Genomic DNA, 13022 nt, shown 5'->3' with positions numbered 1-13022 from the left:
GGTGAGATTGTCTTGTCATAGAGCTCGTTACGTATGAAACTCATCGCCCTTATCAACTGGTTGCTGCTGGCTATTTACGGAATCCTGCTTGCGTACAGTGCGCTGGCGATGAATCCGTCGAATACTGATGCTGCGGGTCGGGGCCTGGCAACGGCTTACCTTCTTTTTGGATGCATCCTCCTGGTTGTGCTGGTAGGCGTAAATTGTCTTTCATTCCACGCTACACGACTTGGCGTGTTTGTCCTGCTGTTGTTGCCACTCCTGGGCGGACTTGTTGAACTGATCGGGCAGGGATTTTCGGCCCGACAAACCAGCCGGGACGACGACGGGCGTTTCAACGGTACGTATTATTTCCGGGATGCCCAGCGACGCCAGATCGCTCAGGCAATTGCAAATCGGGATCTGGTGCGGGTACAAACGTTGTTAGCACAGTCTGTCCCAGCAATAAACGAGAGTGGAACCGACCATGTTACGCTGCTCGACTTTGCGGCCATGCGTGGGGTGTACAGCGATAGTGCGGACTGGGTAGTTCCTTATTTGTCCCTTCTGCTGGCCAAAGGCGCGGCCATTCAAACTGACGATACGTTACGTTCGCCTACGCACGCGCTGATCAGTCGCGACTGCCCGGCTTCACTGATGTCGTGGTTTCTTACGCACGGCGCTGACCCGAACGCCAACCGAATGCAGGACAAGCCTACGCCGATTCTGTTTACCGTAATGGATTACGATAAAGACCGGCTGGAAAAAATTAAGCTCTTGCTGGCACACGGTGCCGATCCAAATGCTGTGTATCCACCAACGGCAACGGGTTGGCTGGCGGGGCATTCGGCTTTACTGGCTGCTGCCCGCCTGGAGTTGTGGGATGTTTGTCAGCTTCTGCTGGAGCGCGGTGCCGACCCTGCCGTTACGGGACCTCAACGCCTGGTGTTTCGTGAACTCATCGACCGCCACGCCGAAATTTTTGCCGCGGGCGACGATGCGCCCCCAACCTTCAAAGCGCTGATTAAATACCTGATTGCATCGGGCAGTAAAGATGCCTGAAGCCGCGCATTACCTAGTGCCGTTGCGCGAACGTAGCGCCCGGCACTTTACGAAACCGATACGATTGGCAGCTCGTATCGGGTAAGTTATGCATAAAGTATAAGGTAACTAGCTCATATACAGAGTGTTCGTGGCGGGACTACGCGACAGCTTTCACGTTACTAAGCGGTTGAACGTCAGATTTGTGCTGGCAAAATTGGGGCGATGGAAGGTGTTTTTAGATAGATGCGTGATGTTGCGCCTTAATCGAAAGGGACCGAATCGGTTCTGATACAACAGCTGTTGTTGTTACCAGGTTGACTTTGTCGTCAGCGTTCTAACCAGCAGTAAACCGCTGGCTAGCAGGGGGAGACCGGGCAACCAGACCAGCGCCGTAGCTGTGGTCAGGTAATGGCAGTTCTTGAGGTAGAACGAGAACCAGACCAACCCTATACCCAGCCATACGAGTCCGAAAAGTTGTTTGTTGCTGAACTGTTTAGGGCGGTTGATCTCGGGCGACAGGAGAATCCAGCAGGTGATTAATACGCCTAAACAATCAATAGCAGCGCCGAATCTGAATAACCAAATCATGGTAGTGAACAGGTGTTGGGTGACAATACTCGATGCCGCTAATTACGCTTGTCGGTCAGGTGTATTCGTATCGTCCGGCTGTGGTTGGTGGACTGAGGTCAGCTGATCGGAAACCAGGTTGTAGAGAACGATCAGCAGGGGTAAGCTTGCCAATACTAAAGCGGTTATTCGGGCCGCCCGGTATGGGAGAAGGTTCAAGCCGACAAGTGCTGCCAGCAGCAGAAATCCGATAAAAATGAATCCAGATTCCATCCCCCGGCCGGCCGCATCGTTTCCGGGGCGACTGATGTTTACGAGGGTGAACAGGAGCAGAGCGCCGTATATACCCACCAGAATCCAGTTGGCTATCGTTATAATTTTCATAAGGGTTGTCGGTTACTACGTCCGCTCATCGTTATTCGGCGGGACGTTACAAACCTAGCGTATGTGCCGGGCCTGACCTATCACGAATCAACAGCTGGCGGGTTTGGAGCAATAACAGGTAGGCAGGCTCGTGAAATGACCACGAACCGGTTATCCGTAGATTCAACGAGTTATTACGTCAACTCCACCAGTTACTGATTGGGGCTGGTATTCGGTGGAGAGGATCGGCAACTTTGGTTGAACGACCGGCAAATCCATGACTTCCTCCATCTCTATCATCCCCCTGCTCATCGCCTTTGGCGGCTTTGTTATTAGTGTATTCTGTACGCTGGTTGGCTGGTATTTATGGTATGAAGGACGTGACCTCAGAAGCAGTGGTCTCACCGTGACGGCAACCGTGCTCACGAAATTTCGAAGGGAAGATCCCGGCTTACTGGGAGAACTGGAAAACTACTACGCTCGCTGTATGTTCCTGGATGCCGCCGGGCTACCCCAGGAGGTCGATGTCAGTATGCAGTCAAGGCGCTGGATTCAACTGAGCGAAGGCACCACGACCCGGCTTACGTATGTGCCCGAAGAACTGGACGATACGCAGCCGGGTTCCCGGCGCAGCTGGTTGCTTCGCAGTGCGCTCGGCCTTGCCATGATGGGAGGTGGGCTGCTGGCCATCACCGTATGTGTCATCAGCGGTTTGCAGGAATGGCTAACTATCAATCAATCAATCTATTGAGAATATGAATCGTATTGCTGCCTATTCGTTAGGTCCGGAACTGGCCTGGCTGCTAATGCTGGCCATAACGGTTTTACTGGTATTCCGAAATCAACCCGCTACGGAGGCTGGTAATCTACAGCTCGAACACATCGGCTGGTTTCTGCCCATATTGGGTGTTATGCTTTCCTTTATTTCTTTAGCCTGGGCACCCGGCAGTCCCTGGTGGGTGTTGGCACGTATCATTCTGGCCGGGGGCATTGGAATTATGCTGGTGCCTGCCTGTCTCTGCGCAGGCATTGACTATGGCGATAGTCGTAATTCGGGGGTGGGCAGCGGTTATATCATGTTTGTTGGCTTAGGTATGATGACCCTATTTGTCGGTAGCTGCATCGCCGTGCTGTTTTTAGCAACCAAGTGGCCGTTTATGCCATTTTTAAAGTGGACGCTGATTGTTGTAGGCGTGCTCGCCGGTTTCCTAGCCCTCATTTTCTGGGTAGCCTCATTTGGCGACAAGTAACCTGCCGTTCAAAGTGTATCTACGGTTGACCGTACGGGATCAGGCGGAAGCGATACCGTAGCGATAGGCCATGCTTGGCCTTTTCCGGCAGTGTATAATCTTGGTATTGAACGGGCTTCTGCCAATTTGACCAGTCCGTTGATTGATCCGGGCGTCGGGGTAGATCCAGTGGAAACAGCATGGGTTGATTACGTAAAAACGCCCGTACCTCCCATTGCTTTACGTCGATAGGCGTTGTCTCCCAGGGCAGGATTGTTACGTCGGCTTCGTGGCGAATCTGTTCGGGGTGCGGAGAATTTACGTCTGTACCTCCACTGAAATCCAGGGTAAGTAGCGAGTCAATGGCGCTGTCGCCCAATAGCGCGTTCGTAGCCCGCAATTCGACTTCCAATACGGGTCGGTAATCACCGTAGTCTAACCGCTGGGGCTGCTGGTCGGCGTAATTCATGTAGACAATGATCCAGCCAATGAGGGCAACAGCATCCGTAAGCTGAACGATACGTAGGTAGTGCGGGCTGAGAAACCGATACGTAACAAAGCCGACGAGGAAAAAGCCGATAATCATGGCCGCAAACCCACCAAACGTACTGAGATACGCTACCGCCAGGCGATCGTCGGGGCCACCCGTCTCTGAGTTGGCGGCTTTCAGGAGCCAGGCCGTTGCGAAGTAAAACAGAGGAGCCGCGAACAGGCTGGCCAGAAGCGACGAAATTACACGTTCCATTCCGGTTTTGGTTGAAAAAGAGGGCGTTGGGAATAATCTGGATTGTACGCGCTAAAGGTACCGCCCACCCGATTCGTAGGCGAGTGCGACTTAACAGCTAGTAGCATTCCGAACACAACGAGTAGTCTCTGCGGTATAGCTGTCAATTGACACAGTCAAAAAAGTGAAAAAAGGCTATTCTAGAGAATTGACAGCTGTTTTGGTGCACTCGTGTGCCGAAAGAACGGGTGAATTAACCAGTTATGAGCAAGGGAAAACACGTTATGCAGCCAAACCTACTGGCTATTGGTTACGGCTGGATGCCTGTTCGACTAGCCGCCAACTTTGCAGCGTTATTCACAATCTTCTTTACCAAAACAACAACAAGTACTAATGAATACCTTATTTAAAAAGAGTATCACAACCGTTGGGTTCGTTGCATCGTTCGGCCTGCTCTCTTGTCAGGAAAATAACCTGGTTACGCCCGATAAGCCAGTGTATGCGTCAACCGAGTCCGCGAAAGACATTATATCGCCAGGCCTGCCAAAGAACTATCAATTGGTTAAACATGGGCAGGCAACGCTGACTTATCTTGCCGATGGGAAACTCCAGAAAGTAACGTATGGCCCCGGTACGTATGCAAACATCTACAACCGGACGGAGTATAATTATGGCTTTCTGTCGATCAAAGCTACATCATACGATGGCAACAAAGTTGGGCAGGAGGATACGTATCAGATTGACGTAAATACCGGTCGCTGCTACGAATCGAAGCACGTAACGTACAGCTATTACAGTTCTGGCACGGTGGTCAACGAGAAAAACTGGGTGTACAAGTATACTGACAAAGGCCAGTTGAAGACGCGCGCCAACAAAAGCAACGGGGCCGAACGTACTGATTATAGCTTCAACGCGGAAGGCGACTTAGCCAAAGTTACTTCCTATGGCGCAAATGGAGCCGCTTCTAACGAAATAACGTTCGCGTATAACCAGCCCGTCAGCGATCCGATTCTGGACGATCGGACTGCCTTGAACCCTGGCTGGGCGAACCTCCCCGACACCTATTTGAAAATTTTCGGCAAGTCGAGTAAACACCTAGTGAAGCGCATTACGCAGAAAAAGCTTCCAGGTAACCAAATCCAGTTTGATCGTTTCCACAACTACACGCTCAATGCAGACGGGTATGTAACAGAAGAAAAAGAATTTAACGTAGCTAATGCTGCTTTGGTTGATACCAAGCCGTACGACTACAAGATTAGTGTTATTAGCGTACAGCCTTAAGGACAATACGTATAACCTAGAATATCCTGCAATGAGAAAACGAGTCTGGCACAATTGCCAGACTCGTTTTTATACCGGCATCACGGGCAGGAGGACGATTACTTTGGTGCCAGTTGGCTCATCGGCCGCATCCATCTTATCGAGTACCGTTACGCGGGTTTCTTTGCCGCTGCGCTGGCTGATGAGCTGGAGCCGTTCTTCGGTTACTTTGAGCCCTACGCTTCGGTGCGACGACACCATTTTGCTCTTTAACTCACCCGCTCGTTTTCGGCCCACGCCATCGTCATCGACAATGCACTCCAGTCCGTCGTTCATCGGCTTAATACACACCTGAATGTGGCCCCGTGTTTTCTTATGCGCCATCCCGTGAAGAATCGAGTTTTCGATGTAGGGCTGAATAATCATCGGCGGAATCGACGTCTGTTCTTTATCCAAGGTAGGAGCTGCATCCACCGAAAAATCGAATTTATTGCCAAACCGGAGTTGTTCAAGTTCCAGATACAACTGTAACTGCTCCAACTCACTGGCCAGGGTTACCCATTCCTGACGGGAGTTATCGAGAATAAGCCGCATGAGCCTTGAGAATTTTACCAGGTATTTGTCGGCGTTGTCGCTGTCGTTCTGCAAGACAAACAACCGGATGGCGTTTAGTGAATTGTAGAGGAAGTGCGGGTTCATCTGCGACCGCAACGCTTTCATCTCCGACGCAGCAATCCGCTCCCGTAGTTCACTTTTTTCCCGTTGTTCGCGCACGATCCGCCGTACCCGCCAACGGGCCGTGACCACCGTGACGGCCACAAGCGAACAAAGAACGCTAATCCGGAACCACCAGGTTTGCCAGAAGGGGGGCGTAATGACAACGGGTAAGCGGTAGCCCTGCCGGTTCCAGACCCCGTCATTATTGGCTCCAATAATGTGCAGTACGTACCGATCGGGCGGTACGTTGGTGTAACTGGCAAATGACCGGTCACCGGCCTCGTTCCACCGATCTTCGAAGCCTTCGAGCCGATAGGCATAGCGATTTCCCGCCGGATTGTCGAAGCTGAGCGTGGCCATGTCGAACGTAAACCCGTTCTGGGTATAATCCAGAACGATGGTTGCCGGATTTACCGCTGGCCCTTGCAGAAACTCCTGATCGTTTACCCGGAATGAGGTGACAAACACGGGTGGCACAAAGCGATTCGGGCGAATCTTATCGGGCTGTACGTAGACCAGCCCGCGCATAGCCCCGAAATAAATCCGTCCGGCCGCATCCCGAACCATCGAATTGGATTCGAACTCAGACGAAGGGAGCCCATCGGCTTCGTCGAACTTAGTCAGCCGCAGTCGGCGAGTGTCTACGCAGGCCAGACCCCGACTGGTGCTGACCCAGAGTGTGTCGCCCTTCGTTAACAAAGCGGCTGTATCATTACTCGGCAGGCCGTCGCGGGTAGTGAAGGTCACGAACCGGCCGGTTCGTTCGTCTAACCGAGCGAGGCCATTATCGGTAGCCATCCACATGTAACCAAAACTATCTTCGGCAAAACCCGTAACGCCCTCATCGGGCAGGCTGTTCGGGTCGTCTTCCTTGTATACGTATTGGGTCAGCAGGCGCAGATCTGGACTGATCTTGTAGACGGGGCCTAAGCCACCTACCCACAAATTGTTATGGCGGTCAACGTATAGGGTATTGTAGTTTTTGCCAGGAAGCTTTCGAATGCGTTCGTCGTTGTACTGGTGCCGGAACTGGCGAGTTTTGGGATCGTAGATGGTTATTTTTTCATTCGTGCCTATAAATATGCGCCCATCGGGGTGTTGGATGATCGTGAACACCTGCTCGCCGGCTGTTTCCTGATACGTAGTGTTCTGTGGGCGAATAGATGGAACAGTGTTGGCCGGAGCACTTACGTACCGAATGCGCTTGAATGTATTGGTGGCCGGATGGAAGCGGGTAATCCCTTTTGGGCTGCCCGCCCATACATATCCCTGGGTATCGGCCAGGACGCCATACAAGAAGTTGGTAATTAGGCTGTTAGGGTTTGCCGGGTCATGGCGGTATAACCGATACGTCTGCGTTGTGGGATCAATCCAGACCAGCCCGTCGCGCGTAGACGCCCAAAGACAGTTTTTCGGATCTATGGATAGCTTGGCAGCATCTAAACCAAGGGATGAAGTTGGGCGGTACGAAACCTCATCGAACAGGGAGTGGAATTTCTCGACCGTTGGGTTAAACCAGCTGACGCCCGCGTCGTCGGTAATGGCCCAAATCACCCCGCTCCGGTCCTCAAATAAGCCTTTTACGGAGTTGGAGCCCAGGCTGCGCGGATTAAGCTCATCGTTCTGATACGTAGTGAACCGTTTTTTCTGGACGTTATACTGATGCAGACCACCACTGCCAAGACCCACCCACAAATCTCCCTTTCTCGTGAACAGTAAATAGGCCGCGCCTTGATTGGTTGCGGCTAACGGTAGGCTGCTGAACCGGTTTGTTGATGGATTAAAAACGCCGACATAGCCACTCGTCGTACCAACCAGCAGTTCGCCGGTACGTGGATTTTTTGCCAGTGAAGTGATGTAATCTTCCGGTAGCGACAAGGGGGCTGTCGGGGTGTGTCGATAGCTGTACAGGCGTTTGGTTTGCCAGTTAAAGCTATAAAGCCCAGCCTGGGTACCAATCCAAAGCAACGGCCCATCCATCAGCAGCGCTCGAACGGAGTTGGCCCCCTCCCGCGAACTGGAATCGGCGGGTATAGCAATAGCCTGCGCGCTACCCGTAGCCGGATCGACGCGAACGACTCCGCCTTTAGTGCCGCACCAGAGCAGGCCGTTTGCACTTTCGGTAATTACGCGAATAAAATGCTGATCCGGACTTAACTTCGGAAAGGAATAGCGCTGAAACTGCTGGGTAAGTGGGTCGAAGCGATTTAACCCGTGTTGGGCACCCGCCCAAAGGGTACCATTCCTACTCGTGAATAACGAGCGGACAATGCGGTGCGACAACGAACGGGAATTGCCCGCCTGCCGGGCGAAGGTGCGGCAACGTACCCCGTCGAAGCGGGTCAGGCCACTAACCGTACTGATCCAGATAAAGCCGAGGCTGTCCTGCGTGATTGAGGTCGCAAAATTAGTCGCCAGCCCCTGACGTAGCGTAAAGTGCTGAAACCAGGGCGTGGGCGAAGGCGATGAGGTGCTGACGTTTGGACGCAGCGTAACCGGTTGTGCCCTGAGCCCCGGCGGTTGCCCCGAAACAAGCCCTAAAAGGAAAAGAATAAAGCTGAATCGATTTTTCAAGCAAATACCAGGCTAGGAGTTGAGCAGCTACTGATCAGGGAGTGATACATACCGAGAATGGAATGTCAGGACTAATCTGTTTTGCGGAAGTTATCAGCCAAAAATCACTTACTGTTTATTTGGGCTTTCAAGTTAAGCTCTGTTTTGCGTAGTTGCTACCAACGTAACGGCTTAACCCGCTGTTAACTTTACGGATTGCCTCACCTTTTAGTAATCGGTAGGATTCTGAAGGGCTGCAAAGCGATTGTCGACCTATGTGAATGAGAAAAATAGTTAAACACTCCATGGCTCCCCCTAGTAAGTCACCGAGTTGTCGGGCGTTGGCAGAAGAGCTGGAAGCGGAACGGGCCATTACCTTTTTCGCGACCTCGCTCATTACCCAAACGACCATCGACGAGGTACTCTGGGACGTCGCCAGAAACTGCATCAGCCGGCTCAATTTTGTCGACTGTGTGGTATACTGGCTTGACCAGGAGCGTGGGGTGCTGGTGCAGAAAGCGGCTCACGGGCCTAAAAGCCCTCAATCTTATACTATTTTGCAGCCGATCGAGATTCCGCTGGGAAAAGGAATTGTGGGATCGGTAGCCCGATCGGGCCAACCCGAAGTGATTGGCGACACGTCCCTCGATCGTCGGTATATACCGGATGATGCCGTTCGTTTGTCCGAGATCACCGTACCGATTGTGTGGGAAGGGCAGGTGCTGGGCGTTATTGATGCCGAACACCCAGCCCGGAATTTCTTTCAGCCCCGGCACCTGAAGATCCTGACGACCGTAGCGGCTTTGTGTGCGCAGAAGATCAGGCAGGTAGACGTACAACAGGCGTATCAGAACGCTGAGCGACAGTTGATGGAAACCAATAAGCGGGTGGCCGAAACGAAACTACTGGCGCTCCGGATGCAGATGAACCCGCACTTTATTTTCAATAGCCTGACGTCGATCAACAGCTTTATTCTGCAGCAGGATATGGAACGAGCGTCCGATCTGCTCACCAAGTTCTCGCGGCTGATGCGGCAGGTAATCGATAACTCAAAAACCGAGTGGGTATCGTTGCGGAGAGAGCTTAAAGCGCTGGAAATATACTTGGAACTGGAACAACTGCGTTGTGACAAAAAATTTGACGTCGTGTTTGAGGTCCAGCCTGACCTTGATCTGGATACCATTCATGTGCCTCCGCTCATTACGCATCCCTACGTTGAAAATGCGATTTGGCACGGGCTGTTGCCGATGAAAGGCGGAGCGCCGAAGTTGCAGATTACGTGTCGGCAGCAGGCCGGAAACCTGATTATTGAAATCGACGATAATGGCATCGGGCGGGTAGCTGCAGCTCAGCTACGTCCTAATCAGCTGTCGAGTCACAAAGCGGAAGGCATAAAGCTGATGGAGGAGCGGTTGCAGCTTGTAAACGAAATGTACGGCGCTAACGCCCGCATCGATATAGTTGATCAATACCGGGCCGAGGGAGTAGCGGCCGGAACGAGCGTATCTTTTACCTTAAAATTACCGTTCTCATGACTGCTGTTCTGGTAGACGATGAAAAACATTGCCGCGACGTACTGGCGTTGTTGCTGGCGAAATACTGCCCTCAAATTACGTTATTGGCCTCTTGCAGCGACGGTCCGGAGGGAGTAGCTGCGGTTGATCTTCATCACCCTGATCTGGTGTTTCTGGACATTGAAATGCCGGGAATGAGTGGGTTCGATATGCTCAAGACCTGCCAGTTTAGAGATTTTCGGGTCATTTTTACGACGGCCTACAATGAATACGCGATTCAGGCGATTCGGCATAATGCGCTCGACTACATCCTGAAACCTATCGATAAGGACGAACTGCGGCAGGCGATTTCAAAAGCTCAGGAAGCCCTGTCAATCCGGTCGACTTCTCAGGTTGATGAGTTTGTGGCCTACCTAAATCGGCAGAAGACCGGCGACCGCATTGCGTTGCCCACCATGGAAGGTCTGCAAATTCTGCAAAGCGAAGAGATATACTACTGCGAATCTGACGGTGGCTATACGCATTTCTTTTTGACAAATGGAAAAGCCGTTTTAATCTCGAAAACGCTGAAGGAAGTTGAAGACGTGCTCGAAAGCAAGGGGTTTTGCCGGGTGCATCATGGCTACCTGATCAACGTGCGGTACGTGCAGAAATACATCCGGGGAGACGGGGGGGAGGTAATCATGGCTAACAACAAAAACATTCCGGTATCGCGGAATAAGAAGCAGGAGTTTCTGAATCTGCTCGAACGTATTTGATGGCAATTACCCAATTATCAAGCTGAACAGACCAGTTATTGACCCAGATCTGCCTACTATCGGTTTCGCCTACCGGATTCCGGGTATCACGGATAGTTTTGAGTTGTCATCCTACTTTAACCCACGAACACTCCGTATGAGAACTCACCGTGTATCAACGTTTAAAAAACCGGCCGAAGCCGTCACCTTTCTGGAACACTGGAATCAGAAAATAGAAGCACTGAATGGGTTTTCGTACGAGCGGATTACGGTGCTGACTTCATTCGGCATGACGCGGGTATGGGGCGCTAACCTGCACCTGACAGAAGCCAAAACAATCGTCTTTTTTCCCGGTGCCCGTACCTGCGGTTTGTTTTGGGATATGGATAATGCGCTGCTTCCCCTTCGGGAACAGTATCGGTATTACATCGTAGAAGTGAACGGGCAGCCGAGCCTGAGTGACGGGGAGTGCCCCGACGTAAAAACGGATGCCTACGGGCGTTGGGCCACCGAAGTGCTGGATGGACTCGGGCTGCAAAAGACCACCATTGCCGGTGCCTCGCTGGGTGGACTGATTTGCCTTAAACTGTGCCTGGCTGCACCCGAACGGATTGAGAAAGCGATACTGCTGAACCCGGCCGGTATCCAACCCTTCTCGTCGTCGTTCCGAAATCTATATTACAATCTATTACCCATGCTCTGGCCCACCCAGGAGACACTCAATCAGTTTCTGAACGCGGCTATTTTCTGTTCACCGACGCATACCGTTCCACCTGTTTATCGGCATCTGATCAGTCAATACCTGCTCTACGCGTTAAAAAATCACAAGTTCCGGGGAGACTATCCGGCACCGTTGAGCAAGGAAGAATTGAACAACCTAAGTACTGATATTCACCTGGTATTGGGCGAAAAAGACCTCCTATTTCCCCCGCAGGAAACGGTTCGGCTGGCTCAACGGCATATCCCTTCGTTGCGGAGCCACCAGGTGCTGGCGAACACGGCACATGGCATCGAAACCTCCAAGGAGGCCATTGGTAAAGTTGTCGCGCATCTGGAAAATACAGCGGTGAACGTATCGCAGCCTACGACAATCAACTCAACCCTAAACAGTTACTGGCTCCTGGCTTGAGCGCCTGAACATGGGCAGACTGACTAGCCTGTGGCAATCCGTTTAGGAGCGTAACGATACGTAGAGCCCCAGACTTTTTAGGCTTAAGATCAATACTAAAGAAGCTAGGCCTAAAAAGTCTTCGGAGCTGTCTATAATCTTTCAAACCCGCGTCGCGGGTGCTTAATCATTAAAGAAGTACGATACCGTCTCCAAGCCTAAACTTGCAGAGGTGGATGATCGACGGATCAACCTGTTCTGAGTATCATACTCCAAAACGTAATCCGTGGGCGTGGAAAGAGTTATATTGTCTTTGAAGGTTCGGCTGATTAGGTTATTGTTACTCAGATTTTCATGAATATAGTCCAGACTAAATCGCCAAAAAACGCCTTTCAGGATGTTTGGTTTGTCATCATAGCGGTACTCCGTCTGAAGGTTTGAAAGTGTGCCATCGGCGTTTTTGTGCCTCAATAACTGTAGGTTATCGCCTTTGTAGTCGAATAGTTGGCCAAGGTGATATCGGTTTGGGTCTTTAATCTCTACTAGTCGATTCGCTGAGTCGTAAATCAGGGTGTTGCGTTCCAGCAAACGAGCCTGCCCACCGACCTCTACCCGGTACAAAAGGTGCGCACTGGGACGCTCCTTCGCATCATACACCAACTGCTCCATAAAATAGAATACCGACTTATCTGGATTGATTACTTTATTGAAAGTACGATAAGGTTTGTCATTGGCGTACTCGTAGATAAACGCATTGTCTACACCTTTGGAAGGTGAGTTAAGCACAGTATGGCCGATGATTCGCTGTTTGGCATCGTAGAGTAAGTTAGTGGTGATGCCATCAGGGTTACCAGGATTACCATACTGATATGTATTCGTTATCCGATCTAACTTCCCCTTAGGTGTAATTGAAGTCTTAATAACGGTGGCAAAGTCAGGCACCGTGACCGTTATCAACGAATCGCTGGTTGAGCTTTGATCTGTCACAGCAGGATCGGGCTGTTCCGGCTTACAAGCTTGCAATAGTCCAACGGCGAGAAGGGTTAAACCCAGTCGGTGAAATAAACGCATATCAAAAGACGGTAAAGTGAAACGTTCGGTACAAATGTAATAAGCCATTACACATATGACGGCTGTTTCACTGAACCGTTATGAGGTTTTAATAGCCAAAATTTATTTATGCTCACCGGCCAGGCAGCTTTGGGAAAAGCAGACGCCTAGAAAGGT

The 13022-nt window shown here is 51.4% G+C and carries 12 protein-coding genes; 7 read left to right on the top strand and 5 right to left on the bottom strand.

Features of this window, described 5'->3' with window-relative positions; genetic code table 11:
* Positions 1–33 precede the first annotated feature (33 nt).
* Positions 34–1041 carry an ankyrin repeat domain-containing protein gene (locus tag ACYVIY_RS19680; protein ID WP_460978109.1) on the top strand — a complete coding sequence of 336 codons (1008 nt, stop codon included), beginning with the start codon at positions 34–36 and terminating at the stop codon, positions 1039–1041.
* Between the two features lie 288 nt (positions 1042–1329).
* Here ACYVIY_RS19680 and ACYVIY_RS19675 read toward each other — a convergent pair whose 3' ends face one another.
* Both ACYVIY_RS19675 and ACYVIY_RS19670 read right to left on the bottom strand, forming a co-directional pair.
* Positions 1330–1611, bottom strand: coding sequence for a hypothetical protein (locus ACYVIY_RS19675; protein ID WP_460978108.1), 282 nt, complete (start codon positions 1609–1611; stop codon positions 1330–1332).
* A 42-nt stretch (positions 1612–1653) separates the two neighbouring features.
* Complete coding sequence (locus ACYVIY_RS19670) at positions 1654–1974, bottom strand: hypothetical protein (protein ID WP_460978107.1); 321 nt, start codon at positions 1972–1974, stop codon at positions 1654–1656.
* A gap of 256 nt (positions 1975–2230) precedes the next feature.
* On the opposite strand from ACYVIY_RS19670, the gene ACYVIY_RS19665 reads away from it, so the two are divergent.
* Both ACYVIY_RS19665 and ACYVIY_RS19660 read left to right on the top strand, forming a co-directional pair.
* Entirely contained in the window at positions 2231–2704 is a 474-nt protein-coding gene (locus tag ACYVIY_RS19665; RefSeq protein ID WP_460978106.1) for a hypothetical protein, read from the top strand.
* Between the two features lie 4 nt (positions 2705–2708).
* On the top strand, positions 2709–3203 hold the full coding sequence (locus ACYVIY_RS19660; protein ID WP_460978105.1) for a hypothetical protein: 495 nt from the start codon (positions 2709–2711) through the stop codon (positions 3201–3203).
* 19 nt (positions 3204–3222) lie between these two features.
* Here ACYVIY_RS19660 and ACYVIY_RS19655 read toward each other — a convergent pair whose 3' ends face one another.
* On the bottom strand, positions 3223–3927 hold the full coding sequence (locus ACYVIY_RS19655; RefSeq protein WP_460978104.1) for a hypothetical protein: 705 nt from the start codon (positions 3925–3927) through the stop codon (positions 3223–3225).
* 372 nt (positions 3928–4299) lie between these two features.
* Here ACYVIY_RS19655 and ACYVIY_RS19650 point away from each other — a divergent pair, with 372 nt between their 5' ends.
* Positions 4300–5187: a hypothetical protein gene (locus tag ACYVIY_RS19650; RefSeq protein WP_460978103.1), complete on the top strand. Its 888-nt coding sequence runs from the start codon at positions 4300–4302 to the stop codon at positions 5185–5187.
* A 69-nt stretch (positions 5188–5256) separates the two neighbouring features.
* On the opposite strand, the gene ACYVIY_RS19645 is transcribed toward ACYVIY_RS19650, so the two are convergent.
* A complete protein-coding gene (locus ACYVIY_RS19645; RefSeq protein WP_460978102.1) occupies positions 5257–8457 on the bottom strand; it encodes a sensor histidine kinase in 3201 nt (1066 codons plus the stop codon).
* A 284-nt stretch (positions 8458–8741) separates the two neighbouring features.
* Between ACYVIY_RS19645 and ACYVIY_RS19640 the strand changes: the two genes are divergently transcribed.
* The 3 genes from ACYVIY_RS19640 (at position 8742) to ACYVIY_RS19630 (ending at position 11816) form a co-directional block, all read left to right on the top strand.
* Positions 8742–9971: a histidine kinase gene (locus ACYVIY_RS19640; protein WP_460978101.1), complete on the top strand. Its 1230-nt coding sequence runs from the start codon at positions 8742–8744 to the stop codon at positions 9969–9971.
* A complete protein-coding gene (locus ACYVIY_RS19635; protein ID WP_460978100.1) occupies positions 9968–10708 on the top strand; it encodes a LytR/AlgR family response regulator transcription factor in 741 nt (246 codons plus the stop codon). Before ACYVIY_RS19640 ends, ACYVIY_RS19635 begins: the two co-directional genes overlap by 4 nt.
* 136 nt (positions 10709–10844) lie before the next feature.
* Positions 10845–11816 (top strand): alpha/beta fold hydrolase, encoded by a 972-nt coding sequence (locus ACYVIY_RS19630; protein ID WP_460978099.1) that lies wholly within the window; start codon positions 10845–10847, stop codon positions 11814–11816.
* Positions 11817–11978: 162 nt separating this feature from the next.
* Here ACYVIY_RS19630 and ACYVIY_RS19625 read toward each other — a convergent pair whose 3' ends face one another.
* On the bottom strand, positions 11979–12866 hold the full coding sequence (locus tag ACYVIY_RS19625; RefSeq protein WP_460978098.1) for a hypothetical protein: 888 nt from the start codon (positions 12864–12866) through the stop codon (positions 11979–11981).
* Positions 12867–13022 lie beyond the last annotated feature (156 nt).

This window comes from Spirosoma knui (assembly GCF_054780635.1).
Note: the sequence above shows the minus strand (reverse complement) of the source record. Positions and strands in the feature narration are given on the sequence as shown.